At 72.6% G+C, this 20,408-nt stretch carries 15 protein-coding genes; 9 read left to right on the top strand and 6 right to left on the bottom strand.

Translation table 11 applies throughout. The features are described 5' to 3' along the window. Positions 1–62: 62 nt before the first annotated feature. From CIK71_RS02875 to CIK71_RS02840, 8 genes are all read left to right on the top strand, one after another. The gene (locus CIK71_RS02875) at positions 63–1,256 is read left to right on the top strand and encodes a glycosyltransferase family protein (protein WP_245857268.1); all 1,194 of its coding nucleotides are present in this window, start codon (positions 63–65) and stop codon (positions 1,254–1,256) included. Beyond that, positions 1,246–2,598, top strand: coding sequence for a glycosyltransferase family 4 protein (locus CIK71_RS02870; RefSeq protein WP_096163663.1), 1,353 nt, complete (start codon positions 1,246–1,248; stop codon positions 2,596–2,598). The genes CIK71_RS02875 and CIK71_RS02870 overlap by 11 nt, the downstream gene beginning before the upstream one ends. 2 nt (positions 2,599–2,600) lie before the next feature. Continuing rightward, positions 2,601–3,803 carry a glycosyltransferase family 4 protein gene (locus CIK71_RS02865; RefSeq protein ID WP_096163662.1) on the top strand — a complete coding sequence of 401 codons (1,203 nt, stop codon included), beginning with the start codon at positions 2,601–2,603 and terminating at the stop codon, positions 3,801–3,803. Beyond that, complete coding sequence (locus CIK71_RS02860) at positions 3,800–5,761, top strand: ABC transporter ATP-binding protein (RefSeq protein ID WP_096163661.1); 1,962 nt, start codon at positions 3,800–3,802, stop codon at positions 5,759–5,761. Before CIK71_RS02865 ends, CIK71_RS02860 begins: the two co-directional genes overlap by 4 nt. After that, positions 5,758–8,370 carry a phosphotransferase gene (locus CIK71_RS02855; protein ID WP_096163660.1) on the top strand — a complete coding sequence of 871 codons (2,613 nt, stop codon included), beginning with the start codon at positions 5,758–5,760 and terminating at the stop codon, positions 8,368–8,370. The genes CIK71_RS02860 and CIK71_RS02855 overlap by 4 nt, the downstream gene beginning before the upstream one ends. A gap of 2 nt (positions 8,371–8,372) precedes the next feature. Then, entirely contained in the window at positions 8,373–9,809 is a 1,437-nt protein-coding gene (locus tag CIK71_RS02850) for a UDP-glucose dehydrogenase family protein (protein ID WP_176485516.1), read from the top strand. A 112-nt stretch (positions 9,810–9,921) separates the two neighbouring features. Next, complete coding sequence (locus tag CIK71_RS02845; protein ID WP_245857267.1) at positions 9,922–10,512, top strand: transporter substrate-binding domain-containing protein; 591 nt, start codon at positions 9,922–9,924, stop codon at positions 10,510–10,512. Then, positions 10,509–11,513: a cation efflux transmembrane domain-containing protein gene (locus CIK71_RS02840; RefSeq protein WP_096163658.1), complete on the top strand. Its 1,005-nt coding sequence runs from the start codon at positions 10,509–10,511 to the stop codon at positions 11,511–11,513. The genes CIK71_RS02845 and CIK71_RS02840 overlap by 4 nt, the downstream gene beginning before the upstream one ends. Positions 11,514–11,528: 15 nt before the next feature. On the opposite strand, the gene CIK71_RS02835 is transcribed toward CIK71_RS02840, so the two are convergent. From CIK71_RS02835 to CIK71_RS02815, 5 genes are all read right to left on the bottom strand, one after another. Then, entirely contained in the window at positions 11,529–14,765 is a 3,237-nt protein-coding gene (locus CIK71_RS02835; RefSeq protein ID WP_096163753.1) for a YhgE/Pip domain-containing protein, read from the bottom strand. Between the two features lie 219 nt (positions 14,766–14,984). Next, on the bottom strand, positions 14,985–15,923 hold the full coding sequence (gene gluQRS / locus CIK71_RS02830) for a tRNA glutamyl-Q(34) synthetase GluQRS (protein ID WP_096163657.1): 939 nt from the start codon (positions 15,921–15,923) through the stop codon (positions 14,985–14,987). Positions 15,924–15,934: 11 nt separating this feature from the next. Continuing rightward, positions 15,935–16,291 carry a hypothetical protein gene (locus tag CIK71_RS02825; RefSeq protein WP_096163656.1) on the bottom strand — a complete coding sequence of 119 codons (357 nt, stop codon included), beginning with the start codon at positions 16,289–16,291 and terminating at the stop codon, positions 15,935–15,937. Between the two features lie 74 nt (positions 16,292–16,365). Then, entirely contained in the window at positions 16,366–17,121 is a 756-nt protein-coding gene (locus CIK71_RS02820; RefSeq protein ID WP_176485509.1) for a GNAT family N-acetyltransferase, read from the bottom strand. Continuing rightward, positions 17,096–17,881: a hypothetical protein gene (locus CIK71_RS02815; protein ID WP_096163654.1), complete on the bottom strand. Its 786-nt coding sequence runs from the start codon at positions 17,879–17,881 to the stop codon at positions 17,096–17,098. The genes CIK71_RS02820 and CIK71_RS02815 overlap by 26 nt, the downstream gene beginning before the upstream one ends. A gap of 236 nt (positions 17,882–18,117) precedes the next feature. On the opposite strand from CIK71_RS02815, the gene CIK71_RS02810 reads away from it, so the two are divergent. Beyond that, positions 18,118–18,654: a peptidylprolyl isomerase gene (locus tag CIK71_RS02810; RefSeq protein ID WP_176485508.1), complete on the top strand. Its 537-nt coding sequence runs from the start codon at positions 18,118–18,120 to the stop codon at positions 18,652–18,654. A 423-nt stretch (positions 18,655–19,077) separates the two neighbouring features. On the opposite strand, the gene CIK71_RS02805 is transcribed toward CIK71_RS02810, so the two are convergent. Next, positions 19,078–20,265: a hypothetical protein gene (locus tag CIK71_RS02805; protein ID WP_096163652.1), complete on the bottom strand. Its 1,188-nt coding sequence runs from the start codon at positions 20,263–20,265 to the stop codon at positions 19,078–19,080. Positions 20,266–20,408: the final 143 nt, after the last annotated feature.

Below are 20,408 nucleotides of genomic sequence, written 5' to 3'. Positions count from 1 at the left end.
CCTCATGGCCCTTTGCGATTCTCCTGGCGTTCACTCGAGACGCTGCAGGAGGCCCGGACCCCATGGTGGAGACCACGATCGCGCTGTACTCCCACGACTCCGTGGGACTCGGCCATGCGCGACGCAACCGCGCGCTCGCCTACGCACTGGCCGAGCAGCTCCCGGCACTGACCGGCACCGCCGTGCGCGGACTGCTGATCGCCGGGCATCCCGACGCGGGCCGCGACCCGCTCCCGGACGGGTGGGACTGGCTCGTGCTGCCCGGCCTCACCCGCCGCGGCGACGGCTACGTGCCGCGACGACTCGGGACGGACGCCGACGCGCTTCGTGACCTGCGCAGCGCCACCATCGACGCCGCGCTCTCCGTGCTCCGTCCCGACCTCCTGATCGTCGACCGCCACCCCTTCGGCATCGACGGCGAGCTGCTGCCGGTGCTGCGCAGCCAGCGCGCCCGCGGCGGAGCCACCGTGCTGGGCCTGCGCGAGGTGCTGGACACCCCGCGCGTCGCCGCCGCCGAATGGGAGCGGCTGGGCGGCGCCGAGCACGTGGCCCGCCACCTCGACGCGGTCTGGGTGTACGGCGACGAGCGGGTCTACGACCCCCGCCGCACCGGAGAGCTCCCACCGGCGCTCGCCCGCCTCGCCACCACCACCGGCTACCTGGGCCACGGCCGCCCCGCCGTGCGCAGCCCCCGCCCGAGCGCCGCTGCGCCCGATCCGTTCGTCCTGACCGTCCTCGGCGGCGGCTCCGACGGCACCGAGCTCGCCCGCCTCGCCGTACGCGCCGAGCCGCCCGCCGGCCATCGGCACCTGCTGATCACCGGCCCCCAGATGGCGCCCGCCGAGGTCACGGAGCTGCAGGCGCTCGCCGGGCAGCGCACCACCGTGGTGCGCACCGCCCCCGACGCGCCCGAGCTCACCGCCGAGGCCGCCGCCGTGCTGTGCATGGGCGGGTACAACACGATCGCCGAGGTGCTCGTCACCGACACCCCCGCCCTCGTCGTCCCGCGCAGCCGACGCCGCCAGGAGCAGCGCCGCCGCGCACACGCCCTCGCCGCCGTCGGAGCCCTCGAGACCGCCGAGATCACCGACCTCGCCGTCGCCGACCTCACCGCCTGGTGGGACCGCGCGGTCACCACCCGCACCCCGCGCGACGGCGTCGACCTCGACGGCCTGTCCGTCGTTCCCCCACTGGCCGCAGAGCTGCTCGCGGCCACCGCACCGACCCCTGCAGAGGTGAGCATCCATGCAGTCTGACCAGCCCCGACGCATCGGCTACGTGCTGAAGATGTACCCCCGCTTCTCCGAGACCTTCATCGTCTCCGAGATCCTGGCGCGCGAGGCGGCGGGGGAGGAGATCATCATCTTCTCGCTGCGCCCGCCCACGGACGCCCGCTTCCACCCCGAGCTGGCGCGGGTCCAGGCCCCCGTGATCCCCGTCGGCCGCTCCTCGAGCCCTCGTCGGCTCTGGGAGACCTGGCGCGAGGGAATGGCGGATCCTGCGATCGCCTCCGGGCTCGCGAAGAGCCTCGAGGACCTGGTCGCCGCGGAGGCTGACGAGGCCGAGCAGGCGATCGCCGTGGCGCATCTGGCGCGCGAGCACGGCGTCACCCACCTGCATGCCCACTTCGCCTCGATGGCGACCACCGTCGCACGGCTCGCCGGCCGCCTCGCGGGCCTGCCGTACTCCTTCACCGCGCACGCCAAGGACATCTTCCACCGCGATGTGGAGGACGCGGACCTCGCCCGCAAGCTGCGCGACGCCCACCACGCGGTCACCATCAGCCGGTACAACCTCGACCATCTGCGGGAGCGCTTCGACCATCGGGACGTGCAGCGCCTGCATCTGGTGCGCAACGGTCTCGAGCTCGAGCGCTTCCCGTATCTCCCGCGGCCCGCGCTGCGGCGGGTGCCGCGGATCCTCGCCGTCGGCCGGCTGGTCGAGAAGAAGGGCTTCGCCCACCTGATCGAGGCGGTCGCCGCGCTGCGTGAGCAGGGAGTCCCCGTGACCGCCGAGATCGTGGGCGACGGCCCCCTGCACGAGGAGCTCGCGGAGCAGATCACGCGCCACGGTCTGGGAGAGGCCGTGCACCTGCTGGGCCCCCGCACCCAGGAGGAGGTGCGCCTCCTGCTGCAGGAGGCGGACCTCTTCGCCGCCCCCTTCGTGATCGCCGAGGACGGCAACGCCGACGGCCTGCCCACCGTGCTGCTCGAGGCGATGGCCAGCGGCATCCCCTGCATCGCGGCGGACGTCACCGCCGTGGGCGAGGTGGTGCGCACGGGGGAGACCGGCTGGCTGATCCGCAGCGGGGACATCGACGAGCTCGTCGCCGCGCTCCGCAGTGCGGTCGGCGCCGGCCCCGATCTGCGGCGCCTGACCGACGCGGCCCGCGCGCTCATCGAGGCCGAGTACGCCTCCGCCGGGCAGGCCGCTCGCCTGCGCACCCTGGTCGACGCCCCGACGGCCGCCCCGTCCGGAGACACGGCCGACGGGTCGGACGATGCCCGGGCCGTCGCGTCCACCGCCCCGTCCTCCACTGATCCGACGCCCGCGCCGGTGCTCGCCGCCGACGCCGCCGTCACCACCCCGAGGAGCTGACCATGCGCATCGCCTACATCCTGCTCGACCCCGGCATCGGGGTGTTCGGCACCAAGGGCGCCTCCGTGCACGTCCAGGAGGTGATCCGAGCCCTGCGCGCCGACGGCCACGAGGTCACCGTGTTCTGCACGCGCATCGATGAGCACGTGCCCGCCGACCTCTCCGATCTCGAGGTGCGCCGCCACCGCCTGCCCAAGGGCACCGGCGCCGAGCGCGAACAGGCCGTCGCCACCGCTGCCGGCGAGATCGCCGCGGCGATCACCGCAGGCGGCTTCGACCTCGCCTACGAGCGCTACTCCCTGTTCTCCGACGCCCTCGCCCGTCTCGCGGATCCCGCCGCCGGCCCGCCGGTGCCCGGGATCCTCGAGGTCAACGCCCCGCTGATCGAGGAGCAGCGCCGCCACCGTCACCTGCACGACGAATCCGCCGCGCTCGGCGCCACCCGCGCCCAGCTGCAGGCCGCCCAGGTGGTCTCCTGCGTCTCCCCGGCCGTCGCCGCTTGGAGCCGCGGCCAGGGCGCGGACCCGGCTCGCGTGGTCGTCACCCCCAATGGGGTGAACACCGCCCGCATCACCCCGCGTCCGCACCGCGGGGCTGACCTCGGCACCGCCGGCACCGCCCGCACTGCCGATATTGCCGGAACTGCCGATGAGGCCGACGCACCCGTGACCGTCGGCTTCGTGGGCACCCTCAAGCCCTGGCACGGCACCGACCTGCTGCTGCGGGCCCTCGCCCGCACCCACGGCGACCTGCGCCTGGACATCTGCGGCACCGGCCCCCAGCAGGAGGAGCTCGAGCAGCTCGCCGCCGAGCTGGGCATCGCCGACCGGGTGCTGCTGCGCGGCGCCGTGGCCCCCGAGCTGGTGCCCGCGGTGCTGCACGGCCTCGACATCGCCGTGGCGCCCTATCCGGCCGGCGAGCACTACTTCTCGCCGCTGAAGGTCTACGAGTACCTCGCCGCGGGCCTGCCCGTGGTCGCCTCCGCGATCGGCACCATCCCCGAGGTGCTGCGCGACGGCGAGCTGGGCATGCTCGTCGAGCCCGGGGGCATCGACGCCCTCGCCGCCGCCCTCGACACCCTGGCCGCGGATCCGGCGCGTCGGGACCGGCTGGGGCGCGCCGCCCGCGAGGCCGCGCTCGCCGAGCACGACTGGCGCAGCCGTTGCCGGGGCCTGCTGGCGCGGATGGAGGTGACCGTCCGATGAGCAGCTCCGCTCGTTCGAAGAAGGACCGGATCGACCCGTCGGCCCTGCGCCGCACGCTGCGGATCATCCGCCCCCACCTCCCGCGCCACCTGCTGCTGTGCGGCCTGGGCATGCTCGCCCTGCTCGCCGACGTCGTGTTCCGGGTGCTCGAGCCCTGGCCGCTGAAGTACGCGGTCGACGCGGTGACCTCGTCGCTCGGCGCCTCGATGCCGGATTCCACGCCGTTCGGCCTGGATCTCACCGGGACGGTGGTGGCCGCCGCGATCGGCCTCGTGATCATCGTCGGCGGCCGCGCCGCCGCCAACTACCTCGCCACCGTCTCCTTCGCGAAGGTCGGGGCACGGATCGCCACCGAGCTGCGCACCCGCGTGTTCGACCATGTGCAGGCCCTCTCGCTGCGCTACCACCAGAAGGCGTCGATCGGGGACACCTCCCAGCGCCTGGTGGGGGACATGGGGCGCCTGCAGGACGTCGCGGTCACCGCCGGCCTGCCGCTGGTGGGCAACGTGATCACCCTCGGCGTGCTGCTGGTGGTGATGACCCTTCTCGAGCCGCGGCTGGCCCTGATCGTGGTCGTCGCCGCGATCGGGTACCTGCTGCTCTCGCGCACCTCCTCGCCGGAGATCGTCACCGCCTCCCGCAGCACCCGCAAGGGCGAGGGCTCCCTGGTGGGCGCCGCCGCCGAGGCGCTCGGCGCGATCCGCGTGGTGCAGTCCTACGGGCTGGAGAAGACCGTCGCCCACGAGTTCGCCGGCGGCAACGAGAAGGCCATGAAGGCCGGCGTGCGGGCCAAGCGCCTGGCCGCCGGGCTCGAGCGCTCCACGGACGTGCTGGTGGGCATCGCGCAGGCCGCGGTGCTGATCGCCGGCTCGCTGCAGGTGCTGGGCGGGTCCATGACCCCGGGCGACCTGGTGCTGTTCATGATGTACCTGAAGATCGCGATGAAGCCCCTGCGGGACATGGCCAAGTACACCGGCCGCATCGCCCGCGCCACCGCCTCCGGGGAGCGCATCGCGGACCTGCTGGACGAGCAGATCGAGATCACCGATCCGCCGCACCCGGAATCCCTGGCCGGGGCCCCCGGCACGGTCGAGATCCGGGGCCTGCGCTCCCGGGACGGCCACGGCCGCCCGCTGTTCGACGGGCTCGACCTCACCATCCCCGAGGGCCAGCATCTGGGCATGCTGGGCCCGTCCGGCGGCGGCAAGTCCACGCTGGTCTCCTACCTGATCCGGCTCGCCGAACCCGAGGGCGGCGTGCTCCGCGTGGGCGGTCACGACGTGCGGTCGGTGACGCTCGAGGACCTGCGCCGGCACCTCTCGGTGCTCCCGCAGGAATCCGTGCTGTTCTCCGTCTCGGTGAGGGAGAACATCCGCTACGGCCGTGAGGACGCGAGCGACGCCGAGATCGAGGAGGCGGCCCGCCGGGCGGGCGCTCACGACTTCGTGAGCGGTCTGCCCGACGGATACGACACCGTGCTCGGCAACCGCGGGGACACCCTCTCCGGCGGACAGCGCCAGCGCATCGCGATCGCCCGCGCGCTGATCCGCCATTCGCCCGTCGTGGTGCTCGACGAGCCCACCACCGGCCTCGACCCTGCCTCGAAGGCACAGGTGGGCGAGTCGCTCCGGGAGCTCTCCCGGGATCGCACCACCATCTCGATCACCCACGACGCCGCAGCGGTCGAGGGGCTGGATCGCGTGCTCTGGCTCGAGGACGGCGCCATCCTCGAGGACGGCAGCCCCCGCGCCCTCGCCGCCGATCCGGACTCCCGCTACGCGCGCTGGATGCTCGAGCAGCGGGCCGACGAGGACGCCCCCGACGACACGGCGGCGGGCACCGGGCCCGACGACGCGGGCGACGTCGGGCACGACACGGCGGCGGACGCCTGGTCCGACGCGGAACTGGACGCCTGGCATCTGGAGGCCCCGGCCTTTCCGAAGGAGGCCCGCTCATGAGCACCGCCCGTCTCGCCGCGCACGCCGATCTGCCCGGTGTCGAGCAGCTCCTGGAGCCCGGTGCGCTCTCCGCGCTGCACGGGGAGGACCTCTCGCTCCTCAGGGGTCGCCTCAAGCCCGGCGCGAGCGCGCTGGTCGCACACTGTCAGGTCGCCACTGCTGACGCCGATGCCGATGCCGATGCCGAGGCCGACTCCGATCTCGAGGCCGATGCCGCTGACGAGGCCGATGCCGCGCGCGGGCCGTCGCCCGAGGACATCGGCTGGACTCTCCTGATCGCCTCCCCGCACAAGCGGGACGGCGTGCTGCGTCGCGCCGCCCGCTCCGGGGCCGAGGTGCACGAGCACACCGGCCCCGCCGAGGGACCGTTCCTGCTCAGCGGCGGTCTCGAGGCGGACCCTCGGCTGGGACGGCTGGTGCACCGCGTGCTGCGCTCGCTCCGGCAGACGCCGCGGGTCCTCAGCTACAACCCCGCCCGCCACCTGGTGCTGCATCTCCCGCAGACGGGGCAGGTCGTGCGCATCGCCACCCGCCCTCTGGACGGCCTGCTGCACGTCACCCGCTGCTGGACCGCGCTGGGCGTGCCCACCATCGCGCAGCGGCCATGGCGTCGACGCTCATCCGTACTGGTCAGTGAGCACTGGGGGACGGGCGATCTGGCGCACCATGCCCAGCATCCGCGGGCTCTTCGCGCCGCCGAGGCTGCCGGTGCGGCGCTGTCGCAGCTGCATGACGCCGCGGTCGCGGCCGACGAGCTGCCCGAGGCACGCCTCGGCGAGCGGATCCCCGCGACCCTGCCGGAGATCGCGGCCCTGCTCCCCGAGCAGGCGCCTGCCGTGCACCGTCTCGGGCGGCTGCTGCGGGACCGGCTGCCCGAACACCCCCGCACCGGGCTGATCCACGGCGACCTCAGCCCCGACCAGGTGCTCCTGGACCTCCAGGACACGGGTTCCCTCCCGCAGATCCGCGTCATCGACCTGGACCGCTCCGGCCACGGGCCGCTCGGCGCCGACCTCGGAAGCTGGCTGGCGGCGTGCCTGAGCGCGGACACCCCGGAGCTGGGAGCTGCGCTGCTGGCCGGCTATGCCCGCGCGGGCACGCCGCCCGAGGCGGACGAGCTCGCGGCCTGGACCGCCCGCGCCCTGCTGGCCGGGGCGGTCGACCCCGTCCGCCGATTCCGCACCGACTGGCCCATCCTCGTCGGCCGACGCCTGGAGCTGGCCGCGGCGATCCTCGAGGACCCCGCTCACCTCACGACGCTCCTGTCGGCCGCTCACCGCGGCGACCGCGGCGCACCCGTCGCCGCCACCGGGCCGACCGCGCCCGTCGCCGCGACCGACTCGGCCGCGACTGACCCGGCCGCACCGGTCGTCCCCGCCGCACCCGGCGCCGTGACCGACCCAGCCGTGGCTGTCGTCCCCGAGCGGGTCCTCGCCGACGGTGCCGTGTGGGCGGTCGATCGCGCCTGGCCCCATGACGGCCGCGGCATCCCCCTCGAGCTCCGCGCCGAAGACCCTGAAGACACCGCAGACACCGGGAACGCGGAGGTCACCGGGAACGCGGAGGACCCTGCCGAGCGCACCGACTCCGCGACCGCTCGCCGCGGGCCGCGCGGCGCCCGGCTGGACCCCGAGACCGGTGAGGTGACCGTCTTCGCCCCGGGCACGGATCCTCGCCTGCCCGGACTCGCCCGCTGCCTGGACGCGCACCCCGACGCCGAGGTCGTCTCCCACCGGCCCGGGAAGCGCGCCGTGGTGCGCGTCCCCGCCGCCGGTGAGCAGGGCGAGCGATACGTGAAGATCGTCCGCCCCGGTCGAGCGCAGCGTCTCCGTGATGCTCTGACCAGCGCAGCCTCCTTCGACGGGCCCTTCCGGCTGCAGCAGGAGATCACGGCTGACGAGGACTCGGTGACCACCGCCGCGCTCGCTGGGCGCACCCTGCACGAGGGGCTCCCGCTCGAGGACGGCGTCTGGCGCCGCGCCTGGCGCGAGACCCTCACCGCGTGGGCGCAGGCCCTCGCCGCAGGTCCGGTCACTCCGCCCGACGGCGCAGTGCACGGTCCCGCCGAGGAGAGCGCCGTGCTGGAGAGCTGGCGCGAACGAGCCCGGCTCGTCGACCCCCTCGGCAGCACGCTGCGGGACCGCGCAATCGAGGCCGCCCGGCGCGAGCTCGGCCGCCTCACGGCCCCGGAGCGTCCGGCCCTGATCCACCGCGACCTCCACGACAAGCAGATCCTTCACGCCCCGGGCCTGGCCCCCGGACTGCTCGACGTGGACACCGCCGTGCTCGGCGATCCCGCCCTGGACCTCGCGAACCTGCGGGCCCACGCCAGCTGGCGCGAGCTGCAGGGGATCTGGAACGCGGAGCACGTCCGGATCGCTCGCGAGGAGATCGACGCGGCCGCGCTGCGTGCGCGGATCCCCGCCGCCACCCTCGCCGCGTACGAGAGCGGCACGCTGGCCCGTCTGACCTGCGTGTACGCCTTCCGTCCGCGATGGCGCGCCCTCGCCCGAGAGCTCGCCGCGGATCTCCGCCCCGCCCCGGGAGCCCCACCTGTCGCTCCCGACGACTTACTGCATACCCCCGACGAGAGGACCGTGACGACATGACCCTGAGGATCTCCGTGATCGGGATCGGCTACCTCGGTGCCGTCCACGCCGCGAGCATGGCCGAGCTGGGCCACGAGGTGATCGGCCTGGACGTGGACCGTGACCGCGTCGCCGCCCTGCAGGCGGGCCACGCGCCCTTCCACGAGCCCGGCTTCGACGAGCTGCTCCAGCGCGGGCTCGACAGCGGCCGCCTGCGCTTCACCTCCGACTACGCCGAGCTCGCCGACGCCGACGTGCACTTCCTGGGCCTGGGAACCCCCCAGCTGGCGGACGGGATGGGCGCCGATCTCGGCCACCTGCGCTCCGCCATCGCCTCGCTCACCGAGGTGCTCCCCGCCCGAGGCGGCGCCCCGACGCTCGTGGTCGGCAAGTCCACCGTGCCCGCGGGCACCAGCCGCGAGCTCGCGGCGACGCTCGAGCAGGTCGACGGCGCCCGCTTGATGTGGAACCCCGAGTTCCTCCGCGAGGGCTTCGCCGTCCAGGACACCCTCGTCCCGGACCGTCTGGTCTACGGCGTGCCCAGCGGCGACGAGCAGGACGAGCGCGTCGCGATGCTCGACGCCGTCTACGCCCCGATCCTCGAGCGCGGCGTGACCCGTCTGGTGATGGGATACGAGGCCGCAGAGCTGGTGAAGGTCTCGGCCAACGCGTTCCTGGCCACCAAGATCTCCTTCATCAACGCCGTGGCGGAGATGTGCGAGGCCACCGGGGCCGACGTCACCGATGTCTCCCGTGCACTGGGCATGGACGACCGCATCGGGGCGAAGTTCCTGCGCGCCGGGCTGGGCTTCGGGGGCGGCTGCCTGCCCAAGGACATCCGGGCCTTCCTGGCCAGCGCCGAGGACCACGGCGTCGGCGACGCCCTCGGCTTCCTGCGCGAGGTGGACGCCGTCAACGGACGCCGCCGCACCCGCATGGTCGCGCTCGCTGAGGAGACGCTCGGCGGGCTGGAGGGACGGCGCATCACGGTGCTCGGTGCGGCGTTCAAGCCGGACAGCGACGACGTGCGCGACTCGCCGGCCCTCGAGGTCGCGTCCCGGCTGAGGGCCGCCGGGGCCCGGGTGACCGTCACCGATCCCGAGGCGCTGCGCACGGCGCAGCGGAGCATCCCGGGCCTGTGCACGGTCCCGGACACCCAAGAGGCCCTGCGCGATGCGGAGCTGGTGCTGCTGCTGACGGAGTGGCGCGAGTACCGCGATCTCGACCCGGTGGCCACTGCCGACCTGGTCGCCTCGCCGCGGATCATCGACGGCCGTGCGGTGCTGGACCCGCAGGCCTGGAGGGAGGCCGGTTGGGAGTTCCGAGCGCTCGGTCGGCCCGATTCCGAGGCGCCGGAAGCGCCCCAGGATCCCGGATCCTCCGAGGGTCCGGTGAGCTCCGACGAGGCCATCACCCCGGGTCGCGTGCTGTTCCCCTCGGGAGTGCGCGTGCCCGCCTGAGCGCCTCGGCTCGGCTTTCGCGGGCTGCGGCGACGAGGAGAGGCGACATAGAGTGCGGGGATCGACGGCCGTGCCGAAGGCCCTGAGACCCCGGAGGCGCACCATGACCCTCATGACTCGGTCGACCCTCATGACTCGGTTGACCCGGTTGACCCGGCTCACCCTCATGACTCCGATGACGGGCGTGACCCGTGGGACCGGCGCGGCCCGCACGACCCACCGGCCCACGCGCCGCGGCGCCCTGCTGCTGGGCTGCGCCGCGATGGTCGCGCTCACCGGGTGCGCGGGATCCCTCCCGCGCGACTCCCAGGGCACCCTCGACCGTGCCACCGGCGGCATCCTGCACGTCGGCGCCTCGGAGAACGCCCCCTGGACGCAGATCGACCCCGACGGCACCGTCGGCGGCACCGAGGCGGAGCTCGTCACGCGGTACGCCGAGTCCATCGACGCCACGATCGAGTGGGAGGTCGCCGCCCTGAGCGTCCTGGCGATGAAGGTGGAGAACGACGAGCTCGACCTGGTGATCGGCGGCCTCACGGCGGACACCCCCTGGTCGGACACGATCTCGCCGACCCGCCCGTACCAGACGGCCACCGCCGAGGACGGCTCCACGCAGAAGATGGTGATCGGGGTGCGCCCCGGCGAGAACGCCCTGCAGGTCTCCCTCGAACGGTTCCTCGCCGAGCAGGAGGGGGAGCTGTGAACGAGAGCGGCGAACCCGCCCCGGAGAGCACCTCGACCTCCGGTCGCGACGCCCTGCCGGAGGAGCAGCAGAAGATCCTGGCCAGGGCGATCCGGCTCGAACGGTTCTCGATCGTCTTCCTGGTGGTCACCGTCGCGATGGTGGCCGCCGTCTCGGGGCAGTCCCAGGCGATGAAGGCCGCCTGGCTCGAGGACTCCATGTCGCTGCTGCCGCCGATCGCCTTCCTCGTCGCCGCCCGGCGGATCCGCAAGGGCTCCAGCCGCGAGTTCCCCTACGGCCACCACCGCTCCATCGGGGTGGCGCACGTCGTCTCGGCGGCGGCGCTGCTGGGCATGGGCGCCTTCCTGGTGATCGACTCGGTGACGACGCTGGTGAAGGTCGAACGACCGCCGGTGGGCCTGATGGTCCTGTTCGGGCACGGCCTCTGGGCCGGCTGGCTGATGATCGCCGTCATGGTGGTCACCAACATCCCGCCGATCTTCCTGGGGCGGATGAAGATGAAGCTCGCCGAGCCGCTGCACGACAAGGTGCTCTTCGCCGACGCCGACATGAACAAGGCGAACTGGACCTCGGCGCTCGCGACCGTGATCGGCATCCTGGGGATCGGCGTCGGCCTGTGGTGGGCGGATGCGGCCGCCGCGATCGCCGTCTCCGTCTCGATCCTCCATGACGGCGTGAAGAACCTGCGCGCAGCGATCCGGGGGCTCACCGACGGGCAGGCGCGCACCTTCGACGAGAAGGAGCCGCACCCGTTGACCGCCCAGGTCGAGCAGACGGCGCGGGCGACGACGTGGGTGGCGGACGCCGTCGGCCGGGTCCGCGACGAGGGCCACGTGTTCCACGTCGAGATGTTCGTCGTCGCGGCCGACGGGGAGGAGATCACCGGCCAGCGGTGCGAGGACCTCCGGGCCGCGCTGCACGACGTGGACTGGAAGATCCACGACGTGGTGATCGCCCCGGTGGTCCGGATCCCGGCCGAGCAGGCCTTCCGGGAGCCCTGACAGAGTTAGGCGCGATCAGGCGGGATCAGGGGCGGCCTCCGCGTCCCCGCTGCCGGCCTCCTGCAGGTCCGCGTCGTCCCCGGCCCGCTGGGCGCGTCGCCGCTGCACCACGGCTCCGGCCAGCCCCAGCAGGACGCCGAGCAGCAGCCAGCCCGAGAGCCACAGGAGGTCCTCCGTCGGATTCACCCAGCCGCCGCCGATCGCTCCGCGGAACGCGTCCACGGCATGGGTCATCGGCAGGTACGGATGGATGATCTGGAAGAACTGCGGCAGGGTCTGCGTGGGATAGGTGCCGCCGGCCCCGGAGATCTGCAGAGCGATCAGCACCAGCGCCACGAACTTCCCCACGGGGCCGAACAGAGCCCCGAAGCCGTGGTTCAGTGCGACGAACACAAGGCTCGTCAGCCCGGCGAGCCCGAACATCAGCGGCAGGTCCCGCATCGTGATGTCGACGGCCCAGTACAGCGCGCCGACGGCGATCGCCGCCTGCACCAGTCCCAGCAGGAAGGCTGGGACCAGACCGCCGGCGAGCAGGCGCACCGGCCCCGCCCCACGGGCGGCGGCCTCGGCGGAGAACGGCGGCATCATGAGGAAGATGGCCATGCCGCCCACCCAGAGGCTGATCGCGAGGAACAGCGGGGCCAGGCCCTCGCCGAACCGGGACAGTTCGTTGGCGCGCTCGAAGCTCATCTGCACCGGGTCCGACGCCGTCTCCGCGAGGTCCGCGCTCTCGTCGTCGGTGTAGGCGGGCACGTCGTCCTTGGAGTCCTCCAGGCCGTCGCGCAGCTCGGCGGAGCCGTCGGCGAGCTCTCCGGCGCCGTCATCGAGGGTCACGGCGCCCTCGGCCAGGTCGCCGGCCCCGTCGTCCACCTGACCGGCACCGTCGGCGAGCTCTCCGGCGCCCGAGTCGAGGCGGCCCGCGCCGTCGGCGAGCTCCCCGGCGCCCGAGCTGGCGTCGCCGAGACCGTCGGCGAGCGTCCCCGCTCCTGCCGTGAGCTGCGAGGAGCCGTCGGCGAGGTCCTCGGCGCCCGAGCGGGCGGTGCCCACGCCGTCGGTGTACTGGCCCAGCCCGGAGGCGAGATCCTGGGCACCGGAGTTCGCGGTGCCGGACGCCGTCGCGAGCTCCCCGGCGCCGGTCGAGAGATCCTGCGCACCGCTGTTCAGGCGGTGCACGTCGTCCGCGCCCTGCTGGAGCGTCCCGTAGGCCTCGGGCAGTGCGGCGGCCGCGGTGCGCGCCTGTGCGGCGAGCTCCTCGGCGCGATCGCTCGCGGACGTGCCCTGGTCGGGATCCGAGGTACCCGCTGCGGCGTCCTCTCGCAGGTCCGAGAGCGCGGAGTCCAGCGCCGAGGCGTCCTCGGTGAGTGTGCCGGTGGTGCCGGCGACCTGCGAGGTGCCCTCGGCGATCGTGCTGGTCGTGGTCGAGAGCTCATCGAGGGAGTCGACGATGTTGTTCGCGGCGGTGGACATCCCGGAGGCGGTGTCCGCGATGCCCGTGGACCGCTCGGCGGCCTTGGCGGCGGCGTCGTCGGCTGCCTCCGCATCGGTCACGGCCGTGTCGGCATCGTCCCGGGTCGGCTCGGAGGTTTCGGACAGCTCGGCGAGCTCCGCGCACAGTGCGGCATCGCTCGCGCCACCGTCGCCTTCTCCGTCTCCACCGCCGTCACTCGGGTCGTCGCTGTCGCCGTTGCCGCCCTCGCCGCCGTCGCCGCCGGTGCACTGTTCGGCGACGAGGTCGTCCACGCGGGCGGTGTAGTCGTCGATGCTGGCCTTCGAGGCCGAGGCGCTCTCGGCGGCGTCCCCGGTCGCCGTCTTGACCTCCTGGACCTCCCCGTCGAGAGTCTCGACCTCGTCGCCAATGCTCTTGGCGCCCTCCTGGAGGGTCTTGGCGTCCTCGAAGCGGTCACCAGTGTCGGCGGCGAGGGCCTGCGCGCTGTCGTCGACGCTGGTCGCCGCCTCGTTCAGGGTGGCCATCGAGCTCGCGAGCGACTCCGCGTCGGTGCCGGGCTGCTCGAGGGCGTCGGTGACGGAGGTTGCCGCGTCCTCGAGGGTGTCGATCGCGGCGATGAGGTCGTCGGTCGCGGTCTGCACGCTCTCGGGCGTCACACCGATCTCCTGGGCGCGCTCCTGCGCGGCGGAGATGGTGTCGTCCAGCTGCTGGGTGCCGCCGGCGACCTGATCGGCGCCTCCGGCCAGGGCGCTCGCGCCGGTCGCGAGCTGATCCGTGCCCGCGGCGAGCTGGTTAGCGCCGGAGCGCAGCGGCCGACCCTTCTCATCGAGCGTCACCAGGCCCGTGCTGAGCTGCTGAGCACCGGCGTTCAGCGTGGCAGTGCCGTCGCGCAGCTCGACCGCTCCCGCGGAGAGCTGGTCCAGGCCCACCACCAGGTCGAGGCTGCCGCCGTGCAGGGTGGAGGCCCCGTCGGCGAGCTCGTCGGCGCCGCCGACGAGACTGCTGGTGCCGTCCTTGAGGTCGCTGGTCCCGGTGACCAGATCACCGGTGCCGTCGTGCAGCTCGGAGGAGCCGTCGGCGAGCTGCGTGGCGCCGTCCGCGGCGTCGACGATGCCGTCATGGATGGTCGTGAAGCCCACGTAGATATTGTCGAGGTACTCCTCGAGCACGCTCCCGCGCAGCGAGTCCGTCAGCGCGGTGCCGACGGACTTGGTGAAGTTGCCGCCCACGTAGTTGATGGCGTCGTTGGTGGTGATGGTCAGCAGTCCCGGGGCGGTCTCGGCGGCGTCCTCGGGATCCCCGCCCAGGCCCGCGATGTTCTCGGAGAAGTCGGAGGGGATCTCCACCGTCGCTCCGTAGGTGCCGTCCTCGAGGCCCCGATGCGCTTCCTCCGGGGAGACCTCAACGAAGTGGAAGACGTTCTCCTTGTCGATGTCCAGCAGTGTGTCCGTGAACTCAGCGCCCACGTCCAGATGGGTCTCGTCGCCGCCGGGCGGTGTCATCGTCGCGCCCTCGTCCTCATTGACCACCGCGGCGGTGATCTGGTTCAGGGAGTTCGAGGGATCACGGAAGGACCACGTCATGTTCCCCGAGTAGATCAGCGGGACCAGCGCGAGGCCGACGACGAACAGTGCCGCGATCGGCTTCTTCCACTCCCCGGGCAGCAGCGCGACAGCCCCGCGTCCGGCCGCGGCGGTGCCGCGTCCGAGGGAGCGGGCGGCGGAGGCGATCGAGGAGACGATGGCGTGGACCGCGGTCGACAATGCGGTCGACAGGGCGGTCAGGAGCGTTCGGAGGAATCCCATCACGAGCAACACGATACATTCGTGTATCGAGTTTTGCTCCACTCGGCGTCGAAGTGTGGTGTGGAAAACGTGCCGACCCTCTGCATGGCCTGGTGAATTCGGGATCGACAGCGTCTGCCGGACGGTGTACCCCCAGCTCGATGAGGGGGCGGGTGCCTAGCGCGCTGGGAGATGGCCTCCAGGGCCCTCTGCGAGGCCGCGGGTCGCGCCGGCGGCGACCTAGCGGTCGGGCAGGTCCACGATCCAGGGGTCGCGCGGCAGATCTGACGGGTCCCAGCGCTCGAGCACGTCGGACGCGGTGCGGCACCCGGGCAGGCCCAGCGACTCCCCGATCCGTCCGACGACGTCCGCCGAGCTCTCGCCCTGCTCGAGGCGATCGCGCAGGGTCACGGCACCGTCCCGCTTCGCCAGGCGCGCCCCGGCGGGGTTCACGGCGAGCGGCACGTGCGCATAGCGGGGCTCCGCCAGCCCCAGCAGCCGGGCGAGGTGGGCCTGACGGGGTGCGGAGCTGAGCAGGTCATCGGCGCGGGTCACCTGGTCCACGCCGGCGGCCGCATCGTCCACGACGACCGCGAGGTTGTACGCCACCACCCCGTCGCCGCGACGCAGCACCAGGTCGTCCACCATGCCGTGCACCTCGCCGGCCCACAGGTCCTGCACGGTCCAAGTGGTGACGTCGGCGCGCAGACGCAGGGCGGGCTCGCGCCGCAGCTGCCTCATCCGCTCGCGGCCCGCCTCCCGCTCGGCCTCGGTGAGGTCCCGGCAGGTGCCGGGATAGGCCCCCGTCGGGGCGTGCGGCGCGCTCGGCGCCTCGAGGATCTCCCGACGCGTGCAGTAGCACTCGAACACCTGGTCATGAGCGCGCAGGTGCTCGATCGCCGCGTCATAGGCGGTGCCGCGCGCGGACTGCCGCACCACCTCGCCGTCCCAGTCCAGTCCGAGCGCGGTGAGATCCTCCAGCTGACGCTGCTCGGAGCCCTCCCGTACGCGGTCCAGGTCCTCGATGCGCAGGCCGAAGGCGCGCCCGCTGCGGCGTGCCAGCACCCACGCGAGGATCGCCGTCCGCAGATTTCCCAGATGCAGGTCACCGCTGGGGGAGGGGGCGTAACGGCCCGCGCCGGAGGTCGGGGACGAGGTCGACAGCGGCGGGGCATCCATGGGATCCGAGTCTAGGCGGGGCCTGTCGAGTCGCCGTCGGGTTCGCTGGCAGTGGGGCTGCCGTCATGCTCGTCGGCCGTGGAGCTGCGGTCGGGTTCGTCGGCCGTGGAGCTGCGGTCGTGCTCGTGGGGCGCCGAGCTGCGGTCGTGCTCGTCGGCCGTGGGGCTGGCCCCGGCGTCACCCTCCGACGGCGGGAGCACGATCTCCATCCGTCCGGTCTCCAGGAACGACGGATCGGTGCGCTCCTCCATCAGGCTGGTCGAGTCGGCCTCCGCGGCGATCTCGATTCCGGTGACCCGTTCGTTCGCTCCGGGGAAGTACTCGGGCAGGGACGGGATGCCGCCGGGGCGGAGACGGTCTCTGCGCATGCTGGTCACTCTCCCTGTGCGATCTGCCGTCGTCATCTGCGGCAGGGTCCTCTCCGCGGGTCGTCACCGGCACCCTACGTGCCCGCCTCGTCCTCCGGCCGACGAACGAGCAGCACATCGCCTGTGCGCCCGCCGGGCGCCTCCCGCTCGGAGCGGAGGAAGCCGAGCCGCGCGGCGAGGGCGAGCGAGGGGCGATTGCCCGCAGCGGTCACGGCGATCACCTTCTGATCTCGAGCGCCGAGCCGGGGATCTGCGAGCACGGCGCGCGCCGCCTCGGTGGCGATGCCGCACCCTGTCACTGCGGGGTCCAGGCGCCAGTAGACGCTGAGGACATGCCCGCCCTCGAACGCGAGCGGGGTGAGGCCGACGACGCCCAGCAGCGAGTCCCGCGTGGTGAGCGCTCTCGCCGCAGCGTTGTCGGGCGCTGTTCTGGCCGCTGCCCGCGCTGCGGTGTCGGCGGTCGTCGTGTCCGCTGCGGTGCCGTCGTCCGCTGTGCGTCCGCGCACCGACCCCACTGCAGTGGGGCGCACCGTGAGATACCCGGTCCCATGCTCCTGCCAGGCCCGGATCCACTGCTGCAGCACCCAGCGCATCTGCTCGCGGTCGGTGAGCGGCTCGGTGAGGTCGTCGGCGAAGGCGAGAGGGTTCGCATGCAGCGCGAACAGCTCCTCGAGATCGCTCTCGGCCACGGGAGCCAGCAGCAGGCGCTCCGTGCGCAGCAGAACGGCGCGACGACCACCGTCGAAGGACGGGGTCGCCGCGCCGTGCACGGAATGCTCCGCGGTCAGCGTGCCGAGTCGGGACTCAGGCGTCGCCGCGGTGGCTGCCACGCTTCTCGTCGTCCGAGGCAACCGAGGTCTCGGCCGGATCGGAATCGACCTTGACCTCCTTCGGAGCGGTGTCCGAGGAGCGGTCGTCGCCCTTCAGGGCCGAGGCCACGTCGCCGGCGTCGGCCGAACCGACGGTGTCCGAGACGGTCGAGGAGTCGTCCTCGCTCGACGCGGAGGCCGGGTAGTGTGCACGGGCGAAGTCCGCCGGCGGGGCCCAGGGGTCCTCCACCGGACGGGTCTTCTGCCAGGCGATGTAGCCCGCGGCGGCACCGGCGGCAGCCAGACCGAGCACGAGCAGCACCTTGCCGGCGCGCCCCTTCTTCTTCGGCGTGGGCTGCAGAGCCGCGGTGCGGATGTCGTCCTGGCCCTTGTCGAGCTCGTGACGAGCGGCATCGACGGCGGCCTTCAGCACGCTGCCGGTGGTCTCAGCGGTCTTGCGGGCGCGCGGGAGGTAGTCGTCCTGCACGTCCTGCTTGAACTTGTCGGCACGCGGGCCGATGCTCGAGGACAGCTCGGAGAGCTTCTCGCCCTGGTGACGGAAGCGCTCCTCGACGCCCGGACCGTACTGGTCCACGAGGTCGTTGGCGCGGCTGCGGGCCTCGCGGGCGCCCTCGGACACGACGGGGCCGACGGTCGAGGCGAGCTTCTGCAGCTCCTCCATGGCCTTCTCGGCCTTCTGCCCGGTCGAATCGGCGGCCGCGACAGTCTTCTTGGCCTGCTTCTTGGCCTTCTTGGACTCACGCTTGCTGGTCAGCGCCATGAGGTTCCCCTTTCGGTCGAATCCGCCGGGTCGGGCCGACGGTGGTCCCTGGGCCGGACTTCCGCAGAAGCCCGGACCGTGTGGCACAACTCTAACGCGAGCAAGTCTGCACGGTCCTCGGACAAAGGTCAGGTTCGCGCCTTCCCGACTGGTCGGCCCAGCGCAGGCGCGCTGTCCGCTGAGGGCGGACAGGGGTGAGCCCTGCCCGTGCAGAAGCCTTGTGCGAAGATTGCGCCATGTTCGCAACTCTTCACACCAATCACGGGGACATCCGTCTCGAGCTGTTCCCCGACCATGCCCCCAAGACCGTCGACAACTTCGTGGGCCTCGCCGAGGGCACCCGTGAGTTCACCGACGCCGAGTCCGGCGAGAAGGTGAAGCGTCCCTTCTACGACGGCGTCGTCTTCCACCGCATCATCTCCGGCTTCATGCTGCAGGGCGGCGACCCCCTGGGCACCGGCACCGGCGGCCCCGGCTACACCTTCGACGACGAGATCTCCGAGAAGAACTTCAACGAGCCCTACGTGCTGGCCATGGCCAACGCCGGCAAGCGCCGCAACGCCATCACCGGCCAGCCCGCCGGCACCAACGGCTCCCAGTTCTTCATCACCGTGGGCCCCACCCCGCACCTGCAGGGCAAGCACACCGTGTTCGGCGCCGTCGCCGACGAGGACTCCAAGAAGGTCGTCGACGAGATCGAGGGCGTCAAGACCGATATGCGCGACCGTCCCCTCGAGGACGTCGTCATCAATTCGGTGACCATCGAGAAGTGATCTCCCGGTGACCTCGCCAGGGTCCGTCCCGCTCTGAGCGGACGGCCCGCACATCACAGCGGCCCGCCCCCGGTCTTCGGGGGCGGGCCGCTGTGCTGTGCGGGCGGTGCTGTGGACCGGAAGCTGAGCTGCGGGAACGGTTGCGCTGCCGGGCGGGCGTGCCGCGGCCCGCCGTGTTCTCGGTGGGCCGATGGTGACGAGCTGTGGCTATATCGCCAGTGCTGGTCACCATCGGCCCGCTGGTGACACGGGCCTGTCTGCTCGGCTCACCATCGGCCCGCTGGTGACAGAGGCCTGGCCGTTCAGCTCTACTCCGCTCACCCGTCGCCTGGTGCCGGCCGGTCGTCAGGCCTCTGGGACGCGCCGTCGCCGCAAGTGCCCTGCCGACCAGGCGTGATTCCGGGCAAGCACTCTGCTGCCAGGTCAGGCGAAGGTCAGCGTCGCCGTGATCGGATCGTGGGACTCGTCGAACTCCTTGTCGAGGATCTGCTGGAACCGTGGGGAGATGCGCACTGTCGCCGTGGGCTCCTCCGACGGCACCGCGAACGTCGCGACGTTCTTCGAGTGATCTCCGAAAACGGAGGACTGTTCCTGCTCGGGGAGCAGCTCCGTGCCGTCGTTCAGCACCAGGGCGATGCGGCTGACGTCCTCGATGTTCGCCGAGTAGTCCTTCTTCCACGCCAGCTGGACGACGACGAACACCTCGTCGTCGCCGGCCCAGCCCAGGTGGCCGCCGAATCCGTCGGTGTTGTCGATGAATGAGGTCATGTACGCGGAGTCGACGCCGCCCCGCAGGTGCATGACATCACTGGCGAAACCGTCCTCCACCTCGGTCTCGAACTCCTCGGACTCGGAGACCTCCACCTCGCCGGACCGCTCGTACATCCACGGTGCGACGCTCGCCAGCAAGGTGCCGTCGACCAGGGAGAGCTGCTGCTCGCCCTCGTCGAGGACAGTGCGCAGCGACGCCGCGTCGGGGCCGAGGGAGGCGTCGACGGTGGCGAGGACGGCGCCATCGTGCTCGGTCTGCCCCTCCCGGGCCTCGGCCAGCATCAGCTCCGAATTGCCTCCCACGGCCAGCTCGATCGACGTCCGACCACCCCGGACGGACACCGGCTCCCACTCAGCGTCGACGGACTTCCAGGTGGCCAGGAGGAACGTCTTGCCCTCACCCGGGTAAATAGTGGTGGCGGGCTCGTCCTCGTCCTGATCGGTGGCCGGGGGCTCCTCCCCGGTGAGCCGGACATAGGTCTCCGCGGAGAGCTCGTTCAGCAGTACGGTGCCGGTCACGCCGAGCTCCGAGAATGGATTGCGCAGCAGCGTCGAGCTGTCGATCGGTTCGACCAGGTCGGCGGCGTCCGTGGTGTCCTCGATGGCGGTCGGCGGGATCTCCAGGGTCGCGACGCCCGCAGCCTGCTCGATCTCGGCGTCACCGTCTCCCGTCCTTGTCTCGCCGTCCCCGGTGCCGTCGGCTTCTGCGTCCTCCGTGCCGGGGAGGAACCCGCAACCGGCCAGCAGCAGGGCGGGAGAGCCCAGGAGCACGCCGCGGCGTGCGAGGTCCATGGCGGAGAGGGAGTCGGACGGAGCGGCGAACGGGCGTCGGGGCGTCATGAAGAACTTCCTACGAGGGGGGAATCGACCCACCAGGCTATCGGCCTGGACGGAGCTGGGGAGCGGGTCGCAGAGCTCAGAGGCTCCCGATGCGCGGACAGCCGACGGGGTCGGCAGGTGTCCCTGCGCGCCCCGTCGGACGA

Source organism: Brachybacterium alimentarium, assembly GCF_002332425.1.
GTDB lineage: Bacteria > Actinomycetota > Actinomycetes > Actinomycetales > Dermabacteraceae > Brachybacterium > Brachybacterium alimentarium.
Note: the sequence above shows the minus strand (reverse complement) of the source record. Positions and strands in the feature narration are given on the sequence as shown.